This is a genomic window from Rhodococcoides fascians NBRC 12155 = LMG 3623 (assembly GCF_001894785.1).
Lineage (GTDB): Bacteria > Actinomycetota > Actinomycetes > Mycobacteriales > Mycobacteriaceae > Rhodococcoides > Rhodococcoides fascians.
In genome coordinates this window covers 123,591-146,549 of the sequence record NZ_BCWW01000001.1, presented here as the reverse complement: position 1 = coordinate 146,549, position 22,959 = coordinate 123,591, and the positions used below count along the sequence as shown (strand labels likewise).

The 22,959-nt window shown below is 63.3% G+C and carries 27 protein-coding genes; 15 read left to right on the top strand and 12 right to left on the bottom strand.

Annotated elements, in window-relative coordinates:
* Positions 1–104: 104 nt before the first annotated feature.
* Both RFA01S_RS00785 and RFA01S_RS00780 read right to left on the bottom strand, forming a co-directional pair.
* Complete coding sequence (locus tag RFA01S_RS00785) at positions 105–803, bottom strand: response regulator transcription factor (RefSeq protein ID WP_048318943.1); 699 nt, start codon at positions 801–803, stop codon at positions 105–107.
* A gap of 52 nt (positions 804–855) precedes the next feature.
* Complete coding sequence (locus tag RFA01S_RS00780) at positions 856–2,259, bottom strand: glycosyltransferase family 87 protein (RefSeq protein WP_032407929.1); 1,404 nt, start codon at positions 2,257–2,259, stop codon at positions 856–858.
* A gap of 161 nt (positions 2,260–2,420) precedes the next feature.
* Between RFA01S_RS00780 and rpsF the strand changes: the two genes are divergently transcribed.
* The 7 genes from rpsF to RFA01S_RS00745 all read left to right on the top strand — a co-directional run bounded on the left by rpsF (position 2,421) and on the right by RFA01S_RS00745 (position 8,840).
* On the top strand, positions 2,421–2,708 hold the full coding sequence (gene rpsF / locus RFA01S_RS00775) for a 30S ribosomal protein S6 (RefSeq protein ID WP_008711385.1): 288 nt from the start codon (positions 2,421–2,423) through the stop codon (positions 2,706–2,708).
* 57 nt (positions 2,709–2,765) lie between these two features.
* Positions 2,766–3,311, top strand: coding sequence for a single-stranded DNA-binding protein (locus RFA01S_RS00770; protein ID WP_027495079.1), 546 nt, complete (start codon positions 2,766–2,768; stop codon positions 3,309–3,311).
* Between the two features lie 42 nt (positions 3,312–3,353).
* The gene (gene rpsR / locus RFA01S_RS00765; RefSeq protein WP_027495080.1) at positions 3,354–3,596 is read left to right on the top strand and encodes a 30S ribosomal protein S18; all 243 of its coding nucleotides are present in this window, start codon (positions 3,354–3,356) and stop codon (positions 3,594–3,596) included.
* 15 nt (positions 3,597–3,611) lie between these two features.
* Positions 3,612–4,067, top strand: a complete 456-nt coding sequence (gene rplI / locus RFA01S_RS00760; protein ID WP_027495081.1) for a 50S ribosomal protein L9 — start codon at positions 3,612–3,614, stop codon at positions 4,065–4,067.
* 228 nt (positions 4,068–4,295) lie between these two features.
* Positions 4,296–6,575, top strand: a complete 2,280-nt coding sequence (locus RFA01S_RS00755; RefSeq protein WP_032407928.1) for a SulP family inorganic anion transporter — start codon at positions 4,296–4,298, stop codon at positions 6,573–6,575.
* Between the two features lie 523 nt (positions 6,576–7,098).
* Positions 7,099–8,493, top strand: a complete 1,395-nt coding sequence (dnaB, locus tag RFA01S_RS00750; RefSeq protein WP_027495083.1) for a replicative DNA helicase — start codon at positions 7,099–7,101, stop codon at positions 8,491–8,493.
* A gap of 89 nt (positions 8,494–8,582) precedes the next feature.
* Positions 8,583–8,840 carry a DUF3297 family protein gene (locus RFA01S_RS00745; RefSeq protein WP_032367678.1) on the top strand — a complete coding sequence of 86 codons (258 nt, stop codon included), beginning with the start codon at positions 8,583–8,585 and terminating at the stop codon, positions 8,838–8,840.
* 46 nt (positions 8,841–8,886) lie between these two features.
* Here the strand turns inward: RFA01S_RS00745 and RFA01S_RS00740 are convergent, their stop codons facing one another.
* From RFA01S_RS00740 to RFA01S_RS00715, 6 genes are all read right to left on the bottom strand, one after another.
* Positions 8,887–11,067 carry a heavy metal translocating P-type ATPase gene (locus tag RFA01S_RS00740; RefSeq protein WP_052060818.1) on the bottom strand — a complete coding sequence of 727 codons (2,181 nt, stop codon included), beginning with the start codon at positions 11,065–11,067 and terminating at the stop codon, positions 8,887–8,889.
* 18 nt (positions 11,068–11,085) lie between these two features.
* Positions 11,086–11,370, bottom strand: a complete 285-nt coding sequence (locus RFA01S_RS00735; protein ID WP_032373443.1) for a DUF1490 family protein — start codon at positions 11,368–11,370, stop codon at positions 11,086–11,088.
* 107 nt (positions 11,371–11,477) lie between these two features.
* On the bottom strand, positions 11,478–11,951 hold the full coding sequence (locus RFA01S_RS00730) for a GNAT family N-acetyltransferase (RefSeq protein WP_032407927.1): 474 nt from the start codon (positions 11,949–11,951) through the stop codon (positions 11,478–11,480).
* A 14-nt stretch (positions 11,952–11,965) separates the two neighbouring features.
* On the bottom strand, positions 11,966–12,307 hold the full coding sequence (locus RFA01S_RS00725; RefSeq protein ID WP_032407926.1) for a hypothetical protein: 342 nt from the start codon (positions 12,305–12,307) through the stop codon (positions 11,966–11,968).
* Positions 12,304–12,726, bottom strand: a complete 423-nt coding sequence (locus RFA01S_RS00720; RefSeq protein ID WP_052060817.1) for a VOC family protein — start codon at positions 12,724–12,726, stop codon at positions 12,304–12,306. Before RFA01S_RS00720 ends, RFA01S_RS00725 begins: the two co-directional genes overlap by 4 nt.
* Before the next feature lie 29 nt (positions 12,727–12,755).
* A complete protein-coding gene (locus RFA01S_RS00715; protein WP_238325148.1) occupies positions 12,756–13,727 on the bottom strand; it encodes a helix-turn-helix transcriptional regulator in 972 nt (323 codons plus the stop codon).
* Between the two features lie 64 nt (positions 13,728–13,791).
* Here RFA01S_RS00715 and RFA01S_RS00710 point away from each other — a divergent pair, with 64 nt between their 5' ends.
* The 3 genes from RFA01S_RS00710 to RFA01S_RS00700 are packed head-to-tail and all read left to right on the top strand — an operon-like array spanning position 13,792 to position 16,025.
* Complete coding sequence (locus RFA01S_RS00710; RefSeq protein ID WP_032407925.1) at positions 13,792–14,385, top strand: TIGR03086 family metal-binding protein; 594 nt, start codon at positions 13,792–13,794, stop codon at positions 14,383–14,385.
* Between the two features lie 47 nt (positions 14,386–14,432).
* Positions 14,433–15,113, top strand: a complete 681-nt coding sequence (locus RFA01S_RS00705) for a thiamine pyrophosphate-binding protein (RefSeq protein ID WP_032407924.1) — start codon at positions 14,433–14,435, stop codon at positions 15,111–15,113.
* On the top strand, positions 15,114–16,025 hold the full coding sequence (locus tag RFA01S_RS00700; protein ID WP_032407923.1) for a transketolase family protein: 912 nt from the start codon (positions 15,114–15,116) through the stop codon (positions 16,023–16,025).
* Here the strand turns inward: RFA01S_RS00700 and RFA01S_RS00695 are convergent, their stop codons facing one another.
* Both RFA01S_RS00695 and RFA01S_RS00690 read right to left on the bottom strand, forming a co-directional pair.
* Positions 16,026–16,487, bottom strand: coding sequence for a DUF6194 family protein (locus RFA01S_RS00695; protein ID WP_032407922.1), 462 nt, complete (start codon positions 16,485–16,487; stop codon positions 16,026–16,028).
* Between the two features lie 39 nt (positions 16,488–16,526).
* Entirely contained in the window at positions 16,527–16,961 is a 435-nt protein-coding gene (locus tag RFA01S_RS00690; RefSeq protein WP_032407921.1) for a PaaI family thioesterase, read from the bottom strand.
* Between the two features lie 56 nt (positions 16,962–17,017).
* On the opposite strand from RFA01S_RS00690, the gene RFA01S_RS00685 reads away from it, so the two are divergent.
* Positions 17,018–17,638 (top strand): TetR/AcrR family transcriptional regulator, encoded by a 621-nt coding sequence (locus tag RFA01S_RS00685; RefSeq protein WP_032407920.1) that lies wholly within the window; start codon positions 17,018–17,020, stop codon positions 17,636–17,638.
* Complete coding sequence (locus tag RFA01S_RS00680; protein WP_072691968.1) at positions 17,625–18,350, top strand: HD domain-containing protein; 726 nt, start codon at positions 17,625–17,627, stop codon at positions 18,348–18,350. The genes RFA01S_RS00685 and RFA01S_RS00680 overlap by 14 nt, the downstream gene beginning before the upstream one ends.
* Here the strand turns inward: RFA01S_RS00680 and RFA01S_RS00675 are convergent.
* Complete coding sequence (locus tag RFA01S_RS00675) at positions 18,334–18,957, bottom strand: luciferase domain-containing protein (protein WP_139278353.1); 624 nt, start codon at positions 18,955–18,957, stop codon at positions 18,334–18,336. The two genes, RFA01S_RS00680 and RFA01S_RS00675, sit on opposite strands and share 17 nt — an antisense overlap.
* Positions 18,958–19,138: 181 nt before the next feature.
* Between RFA01S_RS00675 and RFA01S_RS00670 the strand changes: the two genes are divergently transcribed.
* Positions 19,139–19,414, top strand: coding sequence for a PLD nuclease N-terminal domain-containing protein (locus RFA01S_RS00670; RefSeq protein ID WP_052060814.1), 276 nt, complete (start codon positions 19,139–19,141; stop codon positions 19,412–19,414).
* On the opposite strand, the gene RFA01S_RS00665 is transcribed toward RFA01S_RS00670, so the two are convergent.
* Positions 19,407–20,801 carry an aminotransferase-like domain-containing protein gene (locus tag RFA01S_RS00665; protein WP_032407918.1) on the bottom strand — a complete coding sequence of 465 codons (1,395 nt, stop codon included), beginning with the start codon at positions 20,799–20,801 and terminating at the stop codon, positions 19,407–19,409. The genes RFA01S_RS00670 and RFA01S_RS00665 overlap by 8 nt on opposite strands.
* Here RFA01S_RS00665 and RFA01S_RS00660 point away from each other — a divergent pair.
* Positions 20,800–21,741: a DMT family transporter gene (locus RFA01S_RS00660; protein ID WP_032407917.1), complete on the top strand. Its 942-nt coding sequence runs from the start codon at positions 20,800–20,802 to the stop codon at positions 21,739–21,741. The two genes, RFA01S_RS00665 and RFA01S_RS00660, sit on opposite strands and share 2 nt — an antisense overlap.
* Complete coding sequence (locus RFA01S_RS00655; RefSeq protein ID WP_032407916.1) at positions 21,738–22,958, top strand: pyridoxal phosphate-dependent aminotransferase; 1,221 nt, start codon at positions 21,738–21,740, stop codon at positions 22,956–22,958. Before RFA01S_RS00660 ends, RFA01S_RS00655 begins: the two co-directional genes overlap by 4 nt.
* The last annotated feature ends 1 nt before the right edge of the window (position 22,959 follow it).

Sequence of the window (22,959 nt, the reverse complement as noted above, 5' to 3'; positions counted from 1 at the left end):
CAACTCATTCTCACAGGTCGATCACAGACTCGCTGCCCTGATTTCTATGGGCATTTGAACCGTCAACTCCGAGGATGCGTCATGAATCGCGTTCCAACCGGTCATCAGTCCTGCGAGGGGAGCTCGGGCATCGGGAGCCAGCCGTCTTCGACCGCGCGTTTGTACAGATCGGTTTTGGTCGGTGCCGGACGCCCCGCCTCGGCGTATTTGTTGCGGATGCGCACGAGGTAGTCGTTCACGGTCTGTTCCGACAGTCCGGCCAGGCGGGCGACGCGTCCTGCCTTCTCGCCCGACGCGTAGAGGGCGAGCACCTCGCGTTGACGTGGGCTCAGACCGACGTCGGGCAGTTGTGGATCGCCGTCGATCGCCGCGGCCCAGTCCGTGGTGACCACCTGCCCGCCGCTCGCGGCTCGCCGGATCGCGGACACGATGGCCGATGCGGGCGCGGACTTGCGCACCACGCCGAGCACTCCCGCGCGTGCCGCGGACCGAACCAGGAATGCGTTCTCGGCACCGGTGTACACCAGCACTCGTGATCCTGCGGCGTGCAACTGTTCCACGTTCGAGCGCGGAGACGATCCGTCGCCGAGGCGCAGATCGAGTACCACCAGGTCGAGCTGCTCTCGGTGGGCGAGCAATTCGTCCACGGTGGAGGCCATGATCACGAGATCGAGATCGGGTTCGTCCGCCAGCATGGCCTTGAGGCCGAGCGCAACGGATTCGTGGTCCTCGATCAAACCGATCCGACGTACCGCGGCAGTGCCGTCCTCGGTACTTCCCTGAGATTGCGACACCTGTGCCATGTCCCCGCCCCGCTCTGCGCGCTATTTCCCCAGCGCCCTGTTTCCCGAAGCTCTAGTGCCTCGGTGATGCCGTCACAGATGTCGTCGACGAACGAGGCGACGTTACCGACTCCGAGTCGGTTTCGCCCGGCTGGGCAAACCGCAGGCGAGCGCGGGCGAACATCACGAACAGCACCACCAGCAGCAGCGCTCGCCCCCAGACTCCGACGAGGACGAAGAATTCTTCGTCGTTGGCGTCGACGCCGGAGGCCAGCGCAGCGAAGTACTTGAACACGCCGATCCCCATCGACAGATCGACCATCAAGTACGCGGCGACGATCCCCCAGGGGATCCGAAGCAACACGAGGAAGGGAAGCAGCCACAGCGTGTACTGGGGTGAGTGCACCTTGTGCAGCAGCATGAAGCCGCACAGCATCGACCCGCTCACGGCGACCCAGGGATAGGTGCCGATCACGTTCGCGCGCCGGAAGCCGAGCCACAGCGCGATCGCGAACGCGACGAACACCAGTAGCGGCGAGGCCACGTCGACGACTTTTTGGAACGACGCTTCGGCGTCGTTGTACGCGTCGGGCGTCATGCGGTCGTTGACGTAGAAGTGGCGCAGCCCCCAGTACCAGATGGAGTTGGTCGTCAGGTCCGCCTGGCGCAGCGACTGGAAGGTGAAGGACGCGCGCCAGCCCTCGTAACCGATGACGGCGAACGGCAGGTTGACAGCGACGACGGTGGCGATCGCGGCTCCGGCGACCTGCAGGCCGCCGCGTATGTCGTAGCGGCCACGGACGGTCTCCGGTTTTTCTCGACCGTTCGTTCCGCCGGTGACGACATAGGCAATGAGCGGGAGCACGAACGCGCCCGGATAGATCTTGAGGCAGAAGCCGATCGCCAGCAGTACCGAAGCCACAATTGCCTTGCGCCGCAATGCAATCGGCAATGTCATGACGAAGATCGCACCTACCGCAGAGGCGACGACCGGTAGCTCCCAGTTGTGGAAGGCGTACATCACCAGGGGTGGGGAGATGGACCACAGCAGCGCCGGCCAGCCGGCCATCCGCCCGAGCATCCAGGCGGTGAGAAGCCCGAACGGTGCAAGGATCAGTGCCGAGGTCAACAGGAACTGCGCGTCGGTGTGGGCCGGGATCGCGCCGAGCCACATCAGCAGACCGCTCAGAACCGGATACTCGACCGTCCCTCCGGTGAGGATTCCGTCGCTCGTGATGGCCCCGTGGATGTAGGGAAATATGTGATTGTCGATATCGCGGCCGAGCCACAGGAACTGGATGTCGGAGTAGCAGACGGACGAGTCCTTGATGGCGTCGAACACCGTGCTGCGTCCGGACTCGTCGAACGGTGCGACGGCGCAGCGGGCCTTGTTCAGATATCCCAGAATCAACCCGATTGCTGCCATCGCGACGACCACGACAACCGTCGTCGGACTGGCGCGGACCCCGGATCGCATGGTGCAAGAGTATGACGAGCGAATGCCCGACTGTGCGCCCAGAGGGAATTAGCAGGTCAGGGCCCTGTCGTGTATCTTCGAGGGGTTGCTGACGCAACGACCCTCCTGCCACGGATAGTCCGTGGCCGTTTTCACTAGTCCACAGGAGGTGATGAGGTCTTATGCGTCATTACGAATTGATGGTCATTCTCGACCCCAATCTGGACGAGCGCACTGTCGCTCCGTCGCTCGATACGTTCCTCAACGTCGTTCGCAAGGATGGCGGCACCGTCGACAAGGTCGATGTATGGGGCAAGCGTCGTCTGGCTTACGAGATCCTCAAGCATGCCGAGGGCATCTACGCCGTTGTGAACCTCAACGCCGAGCCTGCCACCGTCAGCGAGCTGGATCGTCAGCTCGGACTCAACGAGTCCGTGTTGCGTACGAAGGTCCTGCGACAGGGCAAGTAATTGTCGGTGTCCGGCCCTAGGCTGGCACTCACAACGCTTACTACTGAAAGAGGAACCATGGCAGGCGAGACCGTCATCACCGTCATCGGAAACTTGACGGCTGATCCAGAACTTCGATTCACCCCCGCCGGTGCGGCAGTTGCCAACTTCACGGTTGCATCCACCCCGCGCACATTCGATCGTCAGACGAACGAATGGAAAGACGGCGACGCGCTCTTCATGCGCTGCAACATCTGGCGCGAGGCAGCGGAGAACGTTGCCGAGAGTCTGACCCGAGGCTCACGAGTGATCGTGAGCGGACGGCTGCGGCAGCGTTCGTACGAGACGCGCGAGGGTGAGAAGCGGACAGTCGTCGAGCTCGAAGTCGACGAGATCGGACCTTCACTTCGCTACGCCACCGCAAAGGTCAACAAGGCCAATCGCGGTGGAGGTGGCGGCGGAGGCGGCTTCAACTCCGGCTCGGGTTCCTCCGGCGGATCGGGCGGCGGCCGCTCGAACTCCTCGTCCAACTCCGGTTCCGGTGGAGACGATCCCTGGGGCAGTGCCCCAGCGGCGTCGGGCTCCTTCGGCGGACGTGGCGGAGACGAAGAGCCACCGTTCTAGATCCTTCGATCGAGAACAACCAGATGTAACGGAGAAAGACCCATGCCCAAACCGCCATTGCGCGACAAGGTGCTCAAGAAGAAGGCGTGTTCCTTCTGCAAGGAAAAGAACACGGCGATCGATTACAAGGACACGACGTTGCTGCGTAAGTACGTCAGCGATCGCGGAAAGATCCGTGCTCGCCGTGTCACCGGCAACTGCGTCCAGCATCAGCGTGACGTGGCCGTTGCCGTGAAGAACTCGCGTGAGGTAGCACTGCTGCCTTACGCCGCGACGGCTCGATAGAAAGGGGCGATTGGTATGAAACTGATCCTCACCGCTGATGTGGACAACCTCGGTGCGCCTGGCGACACCGTAGAGGTCAAGGACGGCTACGGCCGTAACTTCCTGCTGCCCCGCGGATTGGCCATCCAGGCCACCCGTGGAGCTCAGAAGCAGGTCGACGGCATTCGCCGCGCTCAGGAAGCTCGGGCCGTTCGCGGCCTCGAGCACGCCAACGAGCTCAAGCAGGCCATCGAGGGCCTCGAGTCCGTCACGCTGTCTGTCAAGACTGCCGGCGACTCGGGCAAGCTGTTCGGCTCGGTCACCGCGTCGGACGTCGCTTCTGCACTCAAGGCTGCCGGTGGACCGGTCGTCGACAAGCGCAGCATCGATCTGCCGAAGGCTCACGTCAAGAGCACGGGCAAGCACGACATCGTCGTGAACCTGCATCCCGACGTGACCGCCAAGTTCAAGCTGGAGGTCGTCGGAAGCTGATTTTCAGCTTTCGGCCCGAAACGGTTGCAAGAAACCCCACGAACTTCGGTTCGTGGGGTTTTTTCGTGCCATCTCACAAAATTCAACTGTCACAACGGTTTCCAAATTGTGAAGGATCTCTCTCGGTGCCACCTTCGGCCGAGGTTTGCGTACCCTTTACTTGGGGGCGACATTTCAAGCCGGAACACGATCGACCGACCTGACGCCTAGACGCCCGGAGGAACTGCCGTGACAACGACAGCAGAGCACGATTCAGAACCCAGTCCGAAGACCCGATCCGAGCCGCCGTCTCGGGTCGGGTCGATAATCAAGTACGACCTACCGGCCTCGCTGGTCGTTTTCCTTGTGGCAGTGCCACTTTCGATCGGTATCGCTGTCGCCTCCGGCGCTCCCATCATGGCCGGCCTCATCGCCGCTGTGGTCGGCGGTATTCTCGCCGGTATTCTCGGCGGGTCGCCGTTGCAGGTCAGTGGTCCGGCTGCGGGTCTGACTGTGGTGGTCGCCGAGTTGGTCAATCAATTCGGTTGGGCTACAACATGTGCCATCACGGTGTTGGCCGGCCTCGTCCAGGTTCTTCTGGGCATGAGCCGCATTGCTCGTAGTGCACTTGCCATTTCGCCGGTGGTCGTTCACGCGATGCTCGCCGGCATCGGTATAACCATTGCGCTGCAACAGATTCACGTGCTGCTCGGTGGAGAGTCCGAAAGCTCCGCGGTGCAGAACCTGCTCGCCATTCCGCGTTCCGTGGCCGACGGCCAATGGCCGTCCATCGTCGTCGGCGGCATCGTCGTCGTGCTGATGTTCGCGTGGCCGCGACTGGCCGGCGTGTCCAGTGTGATGGCCAAGGTTTCCAAAGTGCCTGCGGCACTGGTTGCAGTGGTCACCGCAACCGCGGTCTCGATCTTCTTCTCGCTCGACGTCGAGCGAATCGAGTTGCCGGGCAACCTCATCGAGTCTCTGAGCTTCCCGATCATGCCCGACGGTCAGTGGGGTGCATTCGCCACCGGTGTCATCACCATCGCGCTGATCGCCAGCGTCGAGAGCCTGCTGTCCGCTGTGGCCGTCGACAAGATGCACAGCGGTGAGCGCACCAACTTCGACCGCGAATTGATGGCTCAGGGTGCGGGCAACATGGCCTCCGGTGCCATCGGTGGCCTGCCGATCACCGGCGTCATCGTGCGTAGCGCGACCAACGTCAAGGTCGGTGCCAAGTCTCGTGCGTCGGCGATTCTGCACGGCGTGTGGATCCTGATCTTCTCGGTGCTGTTCATTTCGATCGTCGAGCTCGTGCCGTTCGCGGCGCTCGCCGGGTTGCTCGTGATGATCGGTGTGCAGCTCATCAAACTGGCCGACATCAAGATCGCCAACAAGACCGGTGACATCGCTGTCTACGCAGTCACGGTGCTGGGTGTCGTGGCGCTCAACCTGCTCGAGGGAGTGCTGATCGGCCTGGCGCTCTCGATCATCCTGGTTCTGCGACGCGTGGTGCTGGCGAAGATTCGGGCCGAGGAAACGGTCGACGGAACCTGGCGGGTGACTATGGAGGGCTCGCTGAGCTTCCTCGCGCTGCCGCGACTGACTCGTGTGTTGGCCACGGTGCCCGCAGGCACGTCTGTCACCGTCCATCTCGGAGTCGATTTCCTCGACCATGCTGTGCACGACGCGTTGAACGAGTGGGTCCGCCAACACGAAACGACCGATGGTTCCGTGCGCGTCGAGGAGGTGGGCACGGCGTCGATGGCTGCGGCCACCGAAGGGCCACCGCGGCGCGGATCTGCCACGGTGCGCAGCTCGTTGGCACCGTGGCGGGCGTGGCAGCTCAAGAGCGACGACACGCAGGAGGATTCGCCTGCCGCTCTGCGTCCGGTGTTGAGCGGAGTGGCCGAATACCACCGCACTCATGCCCCCAACATTCGTCCGCACCTGGAAGGACTGACCGAGTCTCAGGACCCGGACACGCTGTTCCTCTGCTGCGTCGACTCACGCGTCATGCCGAACACGATCACCAGCAGCGGCCCCGGTGACCTGTTCACCGTGCGCAACGTCGGCAACATGATCCCCACCCAAGGTCAGGACTGTTCGGTGGAGGCAGCTCTTGCCTTCGGCGTCGACGAAGTGGGTACGTCGTCGGTTGTGGTGTGTGGCCATTCCGGTTGTGGTGCCATGAAGGCCATTCTCGGCGGGGCGGAGAACGCCGCCGACCCGTCGGTGGCCGAGTGGCTCGGGCACGGAAGAGCCAGCCTGGAGGCGTTCCGCAGTGGGCACGCGGTGGGCCGTCAAGCGGCGGAGTTGGGCTTCGGCGAGGCCGACCAGCTCGCGATGGTCAATGTGGCGGTGCAGCTGCAGACGTTGACCCGTCACCGGGTGGTGGGACGCGCGAACGCGGAGGGTCGTCTGCGGATCACCGGTCTCTTCTTCGACATCCCGTCGGCCCGGGTGCTGCAGATCGGTACGAAGGAGATCACTGTTCTCGACCCGGCGCTGTGCCCGCAGAAGGCCGATCTCTGACGGTCTGTTCGAGCGAAGTACGAGGGCCCGATTCCCGACGGGGATCGGGCCCGTCGGCTCGAAAACCAGCATTAAGACTTTTTCGGTGCCAATTTCCAGCCGGTGTGACGTACTTCACCATGGAGTTCACTCGGCATTTACTCAACACGCCCGAGTTGTCAATTCGGCCGACACGCCGCCCCCAGAACGATGCACAGGCAAGAAACTTTATGTACACGCCTTGACGTGCGGGAATGGTTCAAAGTCCAAAAGTTATACCCAGGTTATCCCCAGACGGTCAACACCGTTGTTCAACCTCGTCCACATTTCATCCACAGATCCATCCACAGCCTGTGTTGTGACTCCTGGCGATACCGCTTAACGTCCCTCCAGCGTCTCTCTCGATGCCGTCGAACGGTGCCGGGGCAGCGCGGATCCGGTACCGAACAGGACCTGTCGGTGCCCGGGGGTAGAACTTGCTTGACCGCACGTCCGGGTGTTACCCGGCCGTGCTCGGACTATGGGGAGAGGACGGCCGGTTCGCGTGGCAGTTGTGGACGATCGAGGACAGTCCGACTACTCCGGCTCCTCCTCCAGCGAAGGTCCGGGCGAAGACTTCGGGCGACAGCCGCCACAGGACATGGCCGCCGAACAGTCCGTGTTGGGTGGCATGCTGCTGAGCAAGGATGCCATCGCCGACGTGCTCGAGGTGCTCCGTCCGGGCGACTTCTACCGGCCGGCACACCAGAACGTCTACGACGCCATTCTCGACCTCTACAGCCGCGGTGAGCCTGCCGACCCGGTGACCGTCTCGGCCGAGCTGGATCGCCGCGGCGAGCTCAAGCGCATCGGCGGCCCGCCGTACCTGATCACGCTGACTCAGACGACGCCCACCGCTGCCAACGCCGGGTACTACGCCGAGATCGTGGCGGAGAAGTCCATTCTCCGGCGGCTCGTGCAAGCCGGTACCCGCATCGTGCAGTTCGGTTACGCCGGAGCCGACGGTCAGGACGTCGCCGAGGTCGTCGACCGCGCACAGGCAGAGGTGTACGAAGTCACCGAGCGACGCACCTCCGAGGACTTCCTCCCCCTCGAAGAGTTGCTGCAGCCCACGATGGACGAAATTGACTCCATCGCCAGCCGCGGCGGCATCTCCCTCGGCGTGCCGACGGGATTCGCCGAACTCGACGAGATCACGAACGGTCTTCACCCCGGTCAGATGATCATCGTTGCGGCGAGGCCTGGCGTGGGTAAGTCGACCCTAAGTATGGATTTCATGCGTTCGTGCTCCATCAAGCACGGCATGCCCAGTGTCATCTTCTCTCTGGAGATGAGTCGCACCGAGATCGTCATGCGTCTGCTGTCCGCGGAAGCGAAGATCAAGCTCGGTGACATGCGTTCCGGAAAGATGACCGACGACGACTGGACCAAGCTGGCCCGTCGCATGAGCGAGATCAGCGAAGCACCGCTTTTCGTCGACGATTCGCCCAACCTGACGATGATGGAAATTCGAGCCAAGGCGCGACGCCTGAAGCAGCGCAACGGCCTGAAACTCATTGTGGTGGACTACCTTCAGCTGATGTCGTCCGGCAAGAAGGTCGAGTCGCGTCAGCAGGAGGTCTCGGACTTCTCCCGTCAGCTCAAGCTGTTGGCCAAGGAACTCGAATGCCCGGTGGTCGCGGTCTGCCAGCTCAACCGTGGTCCCGAGCAGCGAACCGACAAAAAGCCGATGGTCTCGGACCTCCGTGAGTCCGGCTCACTGGAGCAGGACGCCGATATGGTGATTCTGTTGCACCGCCCCGACGCCATCGAGCGCGACGATCCCCGCGGCGGCGAGGCCGACCTGATCCTCGGCAAGCACCGTAACGGTCCGACCGCGACAATCACTGTGGCACACCAGCTTCACCTGTCCCGATTCGTGGACATGGCGCGGGGCTAGGGACAGCGGCGCTGGTCCAACGCTGGGTCGCGTATTCTTCATGGGGTTCAGACCCCAGCACCCAACGCAGCACATCGACGAAAGTAATCATGCCCGAGGACCAGAACACAGACGTTCCACCGAATCATCTCTCGATCGATCCGAGCAGCCGCTTCTACAACGAAGAGGTTCTTCGCCGCGACGTGGGCATTCGCTTCAACGGCGTCGAGAAGACGAGCATTCGCGAATACAACGTGTCCGAGGGTTGGGTGCGTGTCGAGGTCCCGACCGCGAAGGATCGCTACGGAAACCCCATGCTCGTCAAGCTCAAGGGCACAGTCGAACCGTACTTCCGCGACGCAAAATAGCGAAGTAGGTACCGGACACCTCGCCCTGGCGTTCGGTACCTGCTGATCAGAGTCGGTATCGGATCAATCGCGAACTGTTGCCGACCACCGCGACCGACGAGGCGTTGTGCAGGATTGCCGCCAGCACTGGGGACAGCGCACCACCGGCGCTGACCGCCAAGCCGAGAGCGTTGACGGCGATGGACATTCCGTAGTTCTGACGGATGACCGACACCGAGTGCCGGCCGAGGTCACGTACGTCGAGCAGACGCGACAAGTCGTCGCTTGCCAGTGCCACGTCCGCGGTCTCGACGGCAACGTCGGTGCCCGCCAATCCCATTGCGATTCCGATATCGGCGACGGCCAACGCAGGAGCATCGTTGGTGCCGTCACCGACCATCGCCACGACGTAGCCTGCGTCCTGCAGTTCTCGGACGGCTTCGAGCTTTTCGTCGGGCATCACTTCGGCACGCCACTCGGTGATACCGAGTTCCGCGGCGACCGCCGCTGCCGTCTTCGGGTGGTCGCCGGTGAGCATGATGATGCGTTCGACACCGTCGGCACGGAGTGCGTTCAGAACGGTGGATGCGTTGGTACGGACTTCGTCGCGGAGACTGATCAAGCCGACGAGTACGCCGTCGACGGCCAACAGCAGCGGAGTCTCGGCCTCGTCCTGCAGCCGCGAAACCCATTGCTGCGCATCCTCGGACACCGCGACGTCCTCGCTGCGTAGGAGAGATGGACTGCCCAGGAGCAGCGTCCGTCCATCTGCGACCGTCCGCATGCCGAGTCCGACGATCACCTCGCACTCCTCGTGCGGCGGGATGACGATATGCCGTTCCTCGGTACTTCGAATGACAGCCTCTGCCAGAGGATGTCGAGAGTGTATCTCGGAACTCGCTGCGTAGGCCAGCACCTGTTCCGGTTCCCAATCATCCTGGAACGACACGACATTGGTCACCACGGGCCGTCCGACCGTCAGGGTTCCGGTCTTGTCGAACACGAAGGCGTCGACCCTGCCGGCCTGCTCGAGGTGCGATCCTCCCTTGATGAGAATGCCTCTGCGAGCACCGTTTCCGATGGCTGCACTGATGGCGGTCGGCGTGGACAACCCCACCGCGCACGGGCACGCCACGAGCAGCATCGTCATGGCACGTCGTACATCGCGGGTGACGACGAGGGTCAGCGTCGACAGGATGAAGGACGCAGGGACGAAGCGTCGTGAAAAGTTCTCTCCCACAGTCTGAATCGGTGCACGATCTTCCTGCGCCTCCTCGACGCGAGAGATGATGCGGCCGATCGTGGTGTCGCGGCCGACGGCGGAGGCACGCACGACGAGGCGGCCACGGACGACGACGGATCCCGCATGAATACGGTCTCCGGCGACGATCGATACCGGCAAGGTCTCGCCTGTGATCGCGGACTGATCCACCACTGCGTCACCGTCGACCACGGTGCCGTCGACGGGAACGCCCACGTGGTCGTGGACGACGACCTCGTCGCCGATCTCGAGTCGATCGACGTCGACGGAGATCTCGGAGCCGTCGGGCAGCCTGATCCAGGCGGTGTCCTGTGTGCCGGTCAGCAGATCGGAGATCGCGCGTCGAGTTCGCTTGAGGGTCAATTCCTGCAGGTACTCGCCGATGTTCAGGAGCCACAGCACGGTGAGGGCGACGACGTTCTCGCGCAGCACGAGGCTGGCCACGGTTGCGGCGCTGACGAGTGCGTCGGTTCCTGCGGTCCTGTTGCCGGCCAGCGAGCGCACGGCTCCCTTGAGGAACGGGTAGCCGGTGAAGATCGTTGCGCCGGTGGCAACGAGACGGCTGGTGGGGCCGAGGATGGGCGGCCGACGGAACGCGTAGCGGCGAAGACCGAGAAGGACCAGTGCCGCGCCGCCGATGGTCATCCGCAGCACGTCGCCGCTGGTGACGTCAGCTGAGCGCGGACTACGGACCGGTACCAGGGCCCAATTCGTCGAGCGCCCCGCATTCACCGCGTCGAAGAGTTCGGCCCTGTCGATTCGTGTGCGGGAGTACCAGATGACGACCGACGCCGTCCGCGGGTACGCATGAACGGCGCGCACTCCGCGGATCTTGTCCACGTGGTCCTCGACCGCAACGGCACGGCCCGGGCTCGAGCGGAGCCAGTCGACGCGGAGGCGCATACGGCCGGCGGCGTCTGAGAGGATCTCGATGCCGTCTGCCTGCGTCGCGTCGATGTCGAGGGGGCGTTGGGCGAGGGTCGTCATAATCGGAAGCAGTCCCGGTCAGTGCGCGTGGCCGTGGCCTGCATCGGAGGCCGTGGGCGGCGGAACCTCTTCACCTATCCGGTCCCGGGCCTCGGCGACGACGTCGGACACGGCCAGTCGGGCCGATTCCGCGTGAACCTCGGCCTTGCGCGCTGCGCGTAAACCGAGCTCAGTGGCCGATACCGCAGCCTTGCGGACGGGGGCCTTCTCGTACAGCTTCTTGGCACCGTTGTATGCGGCGACGCCGACTGCACCCGTCACGACCGTCGATACTGCCTTCGCGACGATGATCGGAAACGCCATGATTGAACTCCTCGGGATCGATCCGGACCGCTGTTATTGGCAATCGTATTCGTTTTCTCGGGCTGTGGCGATTCCTGGACGTTTCGGACTTCTTCTACGACAACCGATCATTCGAGTTCGAGTTCGTAGTACAGGGCCTTGGGGCCGCTTCCGCGTCCCTCGTGGCAGTCGAATCCGCGTTTCTCGTACACGTGTCGAGCTGCCTCGTCGTCCTCCGAGGTATTCAGATCGAGGTAGGTCGCGCCACGGCTGCGGACGTGCTCGATGACGTCGTCGAGAAACGTCGTGCCGTAGCCCTTTCCGCGCTGGCTGGGCTGAACGTAGAACTCGGCCAGGTAAGCCTCGATGTTCGAGCTCCACGATCCGATGCGAAATCGAAGGACCGCCACCCCGATCGCGGGAGACCCGAACGTCAGCACGCTGGTATCACCGGACTGCACCAGTCGATCGAGATGCGTTGCAAGCCAATTCGGTTCGGGTGCAGGGTCGTCGTATTCGCGATTGAAGTCGACCAGCAGTGTTGCGGCCTCGTCGAAGCCGTCCCGGTCACGAACTACGTGTGTACCGTCCATGTCCATCATCGCCCGTTCCTTCGTCAGAGTTCAGGTCGAACCAGGTTCTTCGCGTCGCCCAAGCCGAGACCGGGATGCAGTTCACGCAGCGAGCGAATGGCCTTGACGGTGCGCCCGTGTTCGTCGACAACGGCGTCGACGTCCTCGGCGGGTACGGACTCGGGGCCGATCTTTTGTACGGTGCAGACAGGCGCGGGACGCCAATACCGGTACAGGAACCAGGGCACGGCCATGGCCAGTAGAGCCAACTTGATCCAGGTCCAGATGGACGGCTCGGTCAACACGTCGGAAATGACCAGGAAGGAGATGCACGTCAGCCAGATGACCAACAGATATCGAGTCCACGGTCGCTGACGGGCGTTCATCGGTCCATCGTGTCATCGCAGCCCTGTTCGGACAATGCGTCAGCGTCTCCGTCGTCCCAGACTTCCGTGGTGATGCAGAAGGGATGACCGGCCGGGTCCAGCAGCACCCTCCATCGGAGATCGGGCTGGTCGAGCGCTTCCGTCGCGCCGCAGTCCAGTGCGTATGCGACGGCTTCGGAGAGACGTCCGCCGTCGTCCAAGTCGAGGTGCACGATCGCCGCCGAGGGCCAGACGGGTGGTCGATAACTCTCGACTTTCTGCGCGACGATGCGAACACCTGACATCGTTTGTACTGCGGCACTGTCGTCGTTGTCCCACAGCACCTCGCCTCCAAGGAGCGCCAGGTAGAACTGTGCAAGTTCTCCTGGCTCTGCGCAGTCGACGGATGTCCCTGCGACAGCGAGATGTGAAATCGGCATGTCAGGAGAATACGGACGTGCTGGAATCCTCACCTGTACAGCTCGTAGGTCTCGAATGCCCGAGCAGCTAGTTCCTCCCGGATTGCTGTGGGCTGCAGAACTTCTACGCCGGGTCCGCAGTTCCACAGTGCACCGAGGGCGTGATTGTGTCCGGAGAACACGATCACTACCAGTCGCTTTCCGTCGTGATGGATCCTCTCGTCAATGACTCGTACTACGTTCTTGGACAACGAAAGCCACGCTGATTCCTCGACTGTGCAGGTGATTTTGGTCTCGACCAAACTCGCACGGAACGACTTCCAGTGTGCGGTGAAGGCGGCCTCCAGGTCCACGGTGGAAGCGCGGTGAGCCTGCTCGTCGAGCACAGTCAGTTCGTCGATCCGCGATACCCGGTAGACACGTTCGGTGCCGTCACGCCCGGCGAGTAGGTACCAGTGATCGCCGGCGTAGACGAGCCCGATTGGGTCAAGGATTCGATCGTTCATCGAACCGCTGCGATCGCGATACGTGATTCTTATCCGCACACCGTCTATGACGACCCGTTGGAGTTCCACCAGATGTTCTTCCGGTTCGTGGGGATACGCGAAACCGTCGGGGCGCACCAGGATTCGTTGTGAGGCAGTGCTTGCCGCTGCTCGGTGAGCGTCGGGTATCGCGGCGATCACCTTGCGCATGGCGCTTGCGAACGCCGGGGTGGCGACGCGTCCCGCGCCGGAAGCGAGCAATGCCGTCGCCTCGGCGGCCGTCAGACCGGTCAGCTCGGTGCGATAGCCCTGCAGCAGACTGATGCCACCACCGCGACCGCGATCGGTGTAGACCGGAATGCCCGCCGAAGACAACGCTTCGATGTCACGCAACACGGTGCGCGTGGATACTTCGAGCTGGGCGGCGATGTCGGCAGCGTTCAGTCTACCCCGATGTTGGAGCAGCATGACGATGGACAACAACCGGTCTGCGCGCACCCGAAAAGTCTCCCACCAAAACATGACAGAAGATGTCATGTTCACCCGATCTACTTCTACCCAGCAGGCCACACCCGGTGGCCGCGAAACGGAAGGATCGACAATGAACACCATCGAGACCACGCAGCAGACGGATCCGCGCGAGGTGTACTTCACGTCCGCTGCATGGGTGAGCGGTCTGCTCACAGGCGTGCGCGCCGACCAACTGGACCTTCCCACTCCGTGCGACGAGTTCGATGTCCGGACGCTGGCAGGCCATCTCGTTGCGACGGTCCGAAGGCTGATTGCGATCGCCGAACTCGGGAGTCCGGACTCTGTGTCGCCCTTGTGCTCCGATCATGACGCCGCATCCTTCGACACGTCGGTGACGCAAGCCCGTGCCGCGTGGGCCGACGATGCATTGCTCGATGCCCCGGTCGCGGTCCCGTGGGGTGAGGTACCGGGGCGATCGGCTGTGTGGGGATACACGCGCGAGCTACTACTGCACGGCTGGGACCTCGCGGTGGCGACCGGCCAGCCCGCAGAAGTGGACGACACTCTCGTCGAGCCAGTAGCACTGGAATTCCATGCGATGCTTCCCGCGGATGCGCGGGTTCAGGGAGTGCCGTTCGGACCCGTCGTGGAACCGAGGGCGGGAGCGGGTTCACTCGAACGCCTGGCGAATTTCTCCGGTCGGTCGTCGGACTGCTGGGTGTAGTACGTCGCCCTTGACCTCGAGTGCACTCGAGGTTGCAGGGTGGTCCCATGCAGATGACTTTCGAAGAGTTGCCTCAACTCATGACGCTGATGACCGGCGACGAAAAGCACGGTGCCAGCGCCACATCCACGCTCGACGTGCTGTGGGTGCTGTACTCCGACATTCTTCGTCTCGACGCGGCGCAGCCCGACGATCCCGATCGCGACAGGTTCTACCTCTCCAAGGGGCACGGCCCGATGGCGTACTACGCAGTGCTCGCTGCACGGGGCTTTCTGACGCCGAACGAGCTTGCGTCGTTCGGCAGCTACCACTCACCGCTGGGCAATCATCCGGACCGCACGCTGATTCCCGGGGTCGACATCGGTTCGGGATCACTCGGTCATGGTCTGGCGCTGGCAGCCGGAACTGCTGTGGCGCTGCAGATTCAGCGAAGGCAGGCTCAGGTGTTCGTACTGATCGGAGACGCCGAGCTCGACGAGGGCAGCAACATGGAAGTCATCCAATTCGCCGGCCGAGCGCAGCTGGGCAACTTGACCACCGTGGTGATCGACAACGATTCGGCTGGTCTGGGTTGGCCCGGCGGCATCGCGTCGCGCTTCGCCGTCGAGGGGTGGTCGACCTCCGACGTCGACGGGAGGGACCACAGTGCGCTCCGGCGGGCGTTTCGCATCGATCACGGCGACCGGCCTCACGTAGTGGTCGCCCACGTGGAGAAGAAGGAGAACTGAATGACGTCGACGATGAAGAGGACCGCGGATCAACGCGAGTCCTTCTACCGACTGCTGCCGGAGTTGTTGGTGCAGGACGAGCGAGTCGTGCTGGTACTGGCCGAGATCGGAGCCGCCTATCTCGAACCGCACCTCACTCCTGACATCCGATCGCGTGTGGTCAACGTGGGTATTCGAGAGCAGGCGATGATCGGTGTCGCAGGCGGTATGTCGCTCGCCGGAATGCGTCCGATCGTGCACACCTTTCCACCGTTTCTGATCGAGCGACCCTTCGAGCAGGTGAAACTCGATCTGGGACATCAGGATGTCGGCGCGATCCTGGTCAGCTCGGGCGGCTCCTACGGGTGGCCGCAAGGCGGTGAGACGCACTTCGGCCAACGCGATGTCGCACTGCTGGACACCCTGGACGGGTGGACGGTGCACGCGCCCGGGCACGTCGACGAGGTCGAATGGATGCTGCGCGGTGCCGCTGCATCCGACGACCGCGTTTACATCAGGCTTGACGGCATCTCGAACGATCACTCGTACGGTCGACCCGGAGGTTCGATGACCGTTCTGCAACAGGGTAATTTGGGCACTGTGATCTCGGTCGGTCCGATGACGGACCGGGTCCTGGCCGCGGCCCGTGGACGTGACGTCACCGTGCTGCACGCGTCGACGATCAGGCCCTTCGACGGTACGACTCTTCGAGAAACGCTGACTGCGCCGGACATCATGATCGTCGAGCCCTATCTCGCGGGAACCTCTGTGCCGCAGATCGATCGAGCGGTGGCGGACATCCGGCATCGGGTGCTGGGGATCGGTGTGGAGCCTGGAGAGCGTAGAAAGTACGGAACGGTGGCCCAACACGACCGAGCCAGCGGCCTCGACATCGAAGGACTGTCCCGATCGATGGACGACTTCTTCGAGTGATCAGTGTCGGCGGCGCTCGTACCTGTCCTTGGTGACGCTGTACGCAGATTCGAGGAGTTCCCCGATCTGCGATTCGGTCTGCGAAGACGGGTTGACCACCGACAACCAGCCCGCAGTGCCGTACGAAGGGTGGGCAGCAAGGGTGTCGTCGGTATCGGCCTGCGGTGCGTGGGCTGCTTCGCGTGGGGGCACTCCCAATAGGCGTTCGAACTCCTGCTTTCCTGCAATGACATTGACACGGAACGCGTCCGGCCGGTCCAGCCGGGACAACTCGTCTCCCGGATAGTTCTTCGTCACGATGGTCGCGAACGGCTGGGTGGACGACGGAACAGTTCCGTCCGGCGAGTAGTAGAAGAACACATCGCCCCATGCGAGTTCCGGAGTCCCGTCACCCTCCCGAGGCCGCTGCGCCAACGTGCCGTCGAAGCTGCCGACCAGATTCACGATGTCATCGAGTGTCATGCATCGATGGTCACATGCTCGGCAGCTTCTGCCCAGAGTTCAGCCGACTTTGTAGGTTCCCGTACCGGTTGCGACGAGGCGGCCGGATTCGGTCCCGACGATGTCGACTCGACACGTCTTCAGGCTCCGACCCGCGTGTATCCGAGTACCGACGATATCGACACCCTCGGCATATACCGGCTCCATGAACTGCACAGACATGGAGACCGTGACGCCCCGAAGCTTCTCGGGCACTTCGGATCCGGCCCATGCTGCGGTCATGATCCCGATATCGATACAGCCGGCGATCACGCCGCCGTGCAGCATCTGGCCGACGGTGGACAGCTCGTCGCGGTACGGCAGCCGCAGCCGAGCTGTGCCCTCGTCGATGTCGACCAGCTCGATGCCCAGTTGCTGCACGAACGGTGATTGCGGGAGAAACATGATAATCGCCGCGCTGCCGCTGTCCGGTGCCAGTACTTCGTTGGCTGTCATCGCTACCCCTCTATCGTAATTGGATTCCGATATCGGAATCAGAGTACGATAAAGTTATGGTCTTGGATACCCCCACCGACAAGCGGAAGCGTCGAACACACACTGCGGTGCTCGACGGCGCTCGTTCGCTCTTCCTACGCCACGGATATCGGGCAACGACGATCGAGATGCTGGCCACCGCAGCCGATGTGGCGGTGAGTTCGATCTACGCAAACTTCCCCGCCGGCAAGGTGGACATCTACGCCGCTCTCGCGTGGCGAACCGCCCAGAGCCACGCTGAGCAAATGACTGCCCCCACCGATGCGGTCGAATCTGCGCACGTCGTTGCCGAGTTCCTCGATCGCTACATCGCGTTTCACCGCGACGATCCACTGGCGTTGCGGCTGCTGGCGCTGACGGATGTGGACAAGTCCGAGTCCGCGTCGGTCGGTGAGGCGAAGGAAAAGATCGACACTGCGCTCGGTGAACTCATCGATTCGGTGACGCGTGCGGTGGAGGACGCCGGTGCCGACGTCCTCCCCCGTGCACTGGTTCTGAATGCCTGGGCGGCGATGAACGGTGCTGTGTCACTGCATCAACGACGCATCGTCGATCGATCCATGCTCGACGCCATGCTCGCGATCACGCGGGCGGATATGCTCCGCCACCTGAAAGGAACACCCGATGAAACCCGGTGAGCTGAGCGCAGGTCATCGTGCGCGAATAGTGGCAGCTGCTGTGCGAGAACAACTCGCGATGTTGCCCGGTACCGTGCTCGGTCCCCGGCGACGTTCGTCGGGTTCCGCATGGCACACAGTCGATGCTCCGGATTCACGGTTGTGCCGGGAAGCACTGGAGGAGGCCAGAGGGTGCCTCAGCGAGCCCATGTTGATGCACAGCGTGCGGTGCTGGCAGTACGCGTCGGCGTTTGCGGTCATCGACGGTCTACGGCCGGATCGGGAGGCGCTGTACGTCGCGTGCCTGCTGCATGACGTTGGTCTCGGCGCAGAACAGAACTTGGTGGCTGGATGTTTTGCGCTGATCGGTGCCGAGCGAGCCGAAGAGTTCGTCCGCAGACACGAAGGCGACGACCGAACGGCGCAGATCGTCCACGAGACGATAGCCAGACACATGGACGTCGCGACACCGGAGGAACCGGAGGCGGCCCTGCTGCACGATGCGGCACACCTGGACGTCAGTGGCCGTCGGATTCGCGACCTCGATCCGCACTGCGTCGATGTCATCGAATCCAGCTATACGCGAGAAGGTTTCGCCGCAGACTTCGCATCCAGGATGAAGAGCGAATCGAGAAGGAGACCGCGGTCGACGGCTGCGACCTTGTGGCGCTCAGGAATGTATCCGGCGATGAAGGCGAGCCCCCTGGAGCGCATGGTCATATCGTCGAAGTAGCTGTTGCGCGATGGATGATCTGTTCGATTCGATCTGCGTCGTTGGAGTCTCTCGGTGCGTAGAGGAAGACGTAGGTTTCGGGAAGTCCGAGGCCAGGGCGTCCGGCGAGGGGGTGTAGCTCACCCCAGCCCGCGGAGATGACGGTCTGAGCATCATCGGGCTGCATGATGACGTGCATCGATCCTTCGGTCTCGTGGACGTGGAGTATCTCGCCGTTGGTTCGCGAAATCCACGGTGCAGCAGCGGTGACATCCGTCAGATACAGCGCGTCCCCTCGCCTCTCGAAGTGGCTGCGCGCCAGGTGGTATCGATTGTTCGTGCGCGCTTCGGTAGCAACTGCGCCGGTGATCCTGTCTGTCAGTACGGGCGTAGCACGGTCGGTGAGCTGGCGATGTGGAATCGGGTACGGGGCGATCCTCGGACGCGGTCCTCGGCGCGGCTCGAGGTGCCAGTGCCGGCCTGCGCGCGACGCGCCGGCGACGGTCATAAGATCACGTCTGGACAACGGTCGTAGCGCGGTGGCGATCAACCACCCACCGACGTTGGCCGGTAAGCCACCCGGCCCCAAGGCCCTCCACGTCGTGTAGTCGTTCTTGACGGTCTGCACAAGTCCCCCCCAGGTCGTATACGTCCGCACCACGGTAACTGCGCGACGACTCCGGCGGTAGGCCTACATCGTCCGATGTACGACGAGATACACGTGCAGACCGATGTGCAGGAACGTTCGGGTCCATAGCGTTGTGGTCGTCAACGAAACAGCGAAGAACAAGCACAGCAGAGGAACCGTCATGCACGCCGCAGTACTACTTTCACAACAACACTCGATCACCGAGCAGGTACTCGGGTTCGGGCTGGGAACCATCGTCTTGGTGGCAGTGCTCGGCGCGGTCGTTCTGTTCGTCGCCGCGCTCGTCAGCATCCTTCGCTCACCCAATTACAGTGTCGCAGGCCGTGCGGTGTGGATCTTCGTCGTGCTCGCGTTTCCGTTTCTCGGGCCTCTGGTCTGGTTCGTATGGGGCCGCACCTCGACGTTCGCCGTCGAAGCGTCGAACAGTCTCAGATGACCGATCCGATCGTGCGTGCCGCATCCGGGAACTCACCGGCGTTCGAGCCCGCGTAGTTCAATCGCAGGAACTTGCCGGTGGGTTCGGCCGGGAAGTAATCGTCTCCCGCACCGACGATGACACCCGCCAATTTGCATTTGTGCACAACGTCTTCCAGGTCGATGTCGTCACGCAGGCGCATCCACAGATTGAGTCCACCCCGGGGGATCCGGTCGAGATGCCCGCGAGGGGCGAACTCGATCAGGCTGTGGGCCAATAGGTCTCGACGCGCTTCGAGTTGCGTGCGTAGGCGTCGTAGGTGTGTGCGCCAGGCGGGTTGGGTGACGACGTCGAGAGCGACGGTCTGCAGGATGCCGCTGACGTACATCGATTCGGCTCCCGTGTCGGCGAGGATACGTTCGTGGGCCGGGCCACGAGCGATCAAGCCTGCCAATCGAATCGACGGTGATACGACCTTGGTCAGCGAACGCAGGTACACCACATGTCCGCCGTCGTCTCGTGCGGCCAATGGGCTGGGTTCGGCGGTGATCCCGAAATCGTGGGCGGAGTCGTCCTCGATCAGGAACGCGCCGTGTCGTCGAACGATGTCGAGCACACGTTCGGACAGGTCCGGAGACCACTGCGCTCCAGTGGGGCTGGCGAAGGTCGGTTGAGCGTAGAACGCCCGCGCGCCGGACTCGGCGAATGCCTGCTCCAGCGCGTCCGGGTCGGGTCCGTCGACCCCGGTGGGGACCGGGACCACGCGAACGCCTGCCTGCGTTGCCGCCAGAATCGCTCCCCAGTACGTCGGTGATTCCATGAGAAGTGGGCGTCCCGCACCGACGAGCGCCCGAAAGGCCGTGCTCAGGCCGGTCTGGCTGCCCGGGATGATGACCACGTCGCTGGCCGAGGGCGGCGTGACGCCCAGCGGGGTGGAAGCGCCGAGTTCCGCGGCGAACCAAGCTCGAAGCTCGGGCAGACCTGCGGTCGGTGGCCGGGCAACCACTGCGTCGGTGCGTGAAGCTCGGGTGAAAGCAGCGTGAACGAGTCGCTCCGGCAACAGCTCTCGGGCCGGGTAACCGGAATGCAGAGCGATCACGTCACTCGACGTGGACTGCAGTGCGGCTGGGAGTTGCAATCTGTTTCCGGGTGCACCGAGCGCGGCAGTCTGCCACCCGTAGTCGTTCGGGCGGGCCGTGTGCACGGTCTTGACGAATGTTCCGACGCCAGGCCGTGTTTCGATGACACCCTGCGAAATGAGCGTGCGCAGTGCTTTCTGCACCGTCACGGGGCTGGCCGAATGCTGGGCCACCAGCGCACGAGTGGATGGCAGCTTCGCCTCGGGCGGGGCGGTTGCGATCCAGGTTCGCAGTGCAGACACGATCCGGGAACTGCTATCGTCGGACATGACGCAGCATAGTAGCGCTACCCAGCTCGCGCCGGGACTGCTATCCCGAGCCGGCCTCTTGTGGGGACTGGCGGGTGTCACGGCGTTCTCGTTCACCGTGCCGCTGACTCGGATCGCCGTGACCGGTGGCCTGTCGCCGCTGTTCGTCGGGTCCGGACGCGCCGTCGTCGCCGCGGCCCTCGCTGCTGCCGCCCTGGCCCTGACCTCGCAACGGTTGCCACGCGGACGGCAATGGGTTCGACTGGGTGTCATCGCGGCCGGGGTCGTCATCGGTTTCCCCGTGCTCACGTCGTTCGCTCTGACCACCGCCTCCGCCGGCCACAGTGCCGTCGTCATCGCGCTTCTGCCGGCTGCGACCGCGGCCTTCGCCGTCGTCCGCGAGCGGCAACGCGTCCGGCCGATGTTCTGGTTGGTTGCGGCCATGGGTGCTGCGGTCGCTGTCGGATTCGCGGCCGTGCAGGGCGGCGAGGTCGCCGGACTGGGGTGGTCGGATCTGCTTCTCCTCGGAGCCGTCGTGGCGGCCGCGGTGGGATACGCGGAGGGCGGGCTGCTTGCGCGTGAACTGGGAGCGTGGCAGACGGTCTCGTGGGCGCTCGTCGTCTCTGTTCCGGTGACCGGAGCGATGACGGCGTTCGCGTGGTGGCATCAACCCACGAGCGGAGGTGTCGCAGAGTGGGCTGCGTTCGCCTATCTGGCCGTCGTGAGCATGTACCTGGGGTTCTTCGCCTGGTATCGGGGGTTGGCCATCGGTCCGATGTCGAGCGTGAGCCAGGTGCAGCTCGTTCAGCCGGTGCTGACGATCTGCTGGGCCGCGATCCTGCTCCACGAGGGACTGACGTGGCCGGTGGTCGTGGGTGGAGCAGCGGTCATCGTATGTGCAACAGTGGCGGTCCGAACTCGGATGTCGCCGTCCGTTCGACAGGAGGAACTTTCGTCATGACGCGATCGATCGATCAGGCACGCAAGCTCGAGAATGTTCGCTACGACATTCGTGGCCGCATCCTGGACAAGACCGAGGAACTCGAGGAGCAGGGGCACAAGATCCTGCGCCTCAACGTGGGCAACCCGGCCCCGTTCGGTTTCGAGGCACCCGACGAGATCATAATGGCGATGATTCGCAATCTGCCTACCGCGCAGGGATATTCCGACTCGCGGGGCCTGTTCTCGGCGCGCACCGCGGTGGTGCAGTACTACCAGACCAAGGGCCTGAGCGACCTCGACGTCGGCGACGTCTACCTGGGCAACGGGGTCTCCGAGCTGATCACCATGACGATGCAGGCGCTGTGCAACCCCGAGGACGAGGTGCTGATCCCCTCCCCCGACTACCCGCTGTGGACGGGTTCGGTTGCTCTCGCCGGAGGCACTCCGGTCCACTACTTGGCAGACGAGACTCAGGACTGGGCTCCGGACTTCGAGGATCTGGAATCGAAGATCACCACCCGTACCCGGGCCATCGTCGTGATCAATCCCAACAACCCCACTGGTGCGGTGTACTCACGCGACGTTCTGCAGCGTTTCGTCGACCTCGCGCGCGAGCACGATCTGATTCTGCTCGCCGACGAGATCTACGAGAAGATCGTGTACGACGGTTCCGAGATGACCAATCTCGCAACTCTCACCGGCAAAGATGTGCTGTGCCTGACCTATTCGGGGTTGTCGAAGGCCTACCGAGTGTGTGGATTCCGTGCCGGGTGGCTGGCGATCACCGGTCCACGACGCCGTGCGGCGAGCTTTATCGAGGGCATCACGTTGCTGTCCAACATGCGCATGTGCGCGAATGTGCCTGCACAACATGCAATACAGACGGCGCTCGGCGGCCGTCAATCGATCGAGGACCTTCTGCTGCCGACGGGTCGGTTGACCGCGCAGCGGGATCTGGCGCATCGAATGCTGAACTCCATCGACGGGATCAGCTGTGTGCAGGCTGCGGGCGCGCTGTACATGTTCCCCAAGCTCGACACCGACCGTTTCGGCATCGTCGACGACGAGAAGTTCGTCCTCGACCTGCTCGAATCCGAGAAAATCCTGGTCAGTCACGGTCGAGCGTTCAATTGGGATGTGCCCGACCACTTCCGGCTCGTCACCTTGCCCAACGTGGACGATCTCTCGACCGCACTCGAGCGGCTCGGTAACTTCATGAGTTCGTACTCGCAGTAGT

Excerpts from the sequence above, each read along its gene's own strand:
- RFA01S_RS00670 (WP_052060814.1), top strand. The coding sequence starts at position 19,139 with ATGCACGCCGCAGTACTACTTTCACAACAACACTCGATCACCGAGCAG.
- RFA01S_RS00710 (WP_032407925.1), top strand. The coding sequence starts at position 13,792 with ATGAACACCATCGAGACCACGCAGCAGACGGATCCGCGCGAGGTGTAC.
- RFA01S_RS00695 (WP_032407922.1), bottom strand. The coding sequence starts at position 16,487 with ATGACACTCGATGACATCGTGAATCTGGTCGGCAGCTTCGACGGCACG.
- RFA01S_RS00725 (WP_032407926.1), bottom strand. The coding sequence starts at position 12,307 with ATGAACGCCCGTCAGCGACCGTGGACTCGATATCTGTTGGTCATCTGG.
- RFA01S_RS00715 (WP_238325148.1), bottom strand. The coding sequence starts at position 13,727 with ATGACATCTTCTGTCATGTTTTGGTGGGAGACTTTTCGGGTGCGCGCA.
- RFA01S_RS00735 (WP_032373443.1), bottom strand. The coding sequence starts at position 11,370 with ATGGCGTTTCCGATCATCGTCGCGAAGGCAGTATCGACGGTCGTGACG.
- RFA01S_RS00685 (WP_032407920.1), top strand. The coding sequence starts at position 17,018 with ATGGTCTTGGATACCCCCACCGACAAGCGGAAGCGTCGAACACACACT.
- RFA01S_RS00785 (WP_048318943.1), bottom strand. The coding sequence starts at position 803 with ATGGCACAGGTGTCGCAATCTCAGGGAAGTACCGAGGACGGCACTGCC.
- RFA01S_RS00745 (WP_032367678.1), top strand. The coding sequence starts at position 8,583 with ATGCCCGAGGACCAGAACACAGACGTTCCACCGAATCATCTCTCGATC.
- RFA01S_RS00730 (WP_032407927.1), bottom strand. The coding sequence starts at position 11,951 with ATGATGGACATGGACGGTACACACGTAGTTCGTGACCGGGACGGCTTC.
- RFA01S_RS00740 (WP_052060818.1), bottom strand. The coding sequence starts at position 11,067 with ATGACGACCCTCGCCCAACGCCCCCTCGACATCGACGCGACGCAGGCA.
- RFA01S_RS00660 (WP_032407917.1), top strand. The coding sequence starts at position 20,800 with ATGACGCAGCATAGTAGCGCTACCCAGCTCGCGCCGGGACTGCTATCC.
- RFA01S_RS00780 (WP_032407929.1), bottom strand. The coding sequence starts at position 2,259 with ATGCGATCCGGGGTCCGCGCCAGTCCGACGACGGTTGTCGTGGTCGTC.
- RFA01S_RS00720 (WP_052060817.1), bottom strand. The coding sequence starts at position 12,726 with ATGCCGATTTCACATCTCGCTGTCGCAGGGACATCCGTCGACTGCGCA.
- RFA01S_RS00690 (WP_032407921.1), bottom strand. The coding sequence starts at position 16,961 with ATGACAGCCAACGAAGTACTGGCACCGGACAGCGGCAGCGCGGCGATT.
- RFA01S_RS00665 (WP_032407918.1), bottom strand. The coding sequence starts at position 20,801 with ATGTCCGACGATAGCAGTTCCCGGATCGTGTCTGCACTGCGAACCTGG.
- RFA01S_RS00770 (WP_027495079.1), top strand. The coding sequence starts at position 2,766 with ATGGCAGGCGAGACCGTCATCACCGTCATCGGAAACTTGACGGCTGAT.
- RFA01S_RS00680 (WP_072691968.1), top strand. The coding sequence starts at position 17,625 with ATGAAACCCGGTGAGCTGAGCGCAGGTCATCGTGCGCGAATAGTGGCA.
- rpsF (WP_008711385.1), top strand. The coding sequence starts at position 2,421 with ATGCGTCATTACGAATTGATGGTCATTCTCGACCCCAATCTGGACGAG.
- rpsR (WP_027495080.1), top strand. The coding sequence starts at position 3,354 with ATGCCCAAACCGCCATTGCGCGACAAGGTGCTCAAGAAGAAGGCGTGT.
- RFA01S_RS00705 (WP_032407924.1), top strand. The coding sequence starts at position 14,433 with ATGCAGATGACTTTCGAAGAGTTGCCTCAACTCATGACGCTGATGACC.
- RFA01S_RS00700 (WP_032407923.1), top strand. The coding sequence starts at position 15,114 with ATGACGTCGACGATGAAGAGGACCGCGGATCAACGCGAGTCCTTCTAC.
- rplI (WP_027495081.1), top strand. The coding sequence starts at position 3,612 with ATGAAACTGATCCTCACCGCTGATGTGGACAACCTCGGTGCGCCTGGC.
- RFA01S_RS00655 (WP_032407916.1), top strand. The coding sequence starts at position 21,738 with ATGACGCGATCGATCGATCAGGCACGCAAGCTCGAGAATGTTCGCTAC.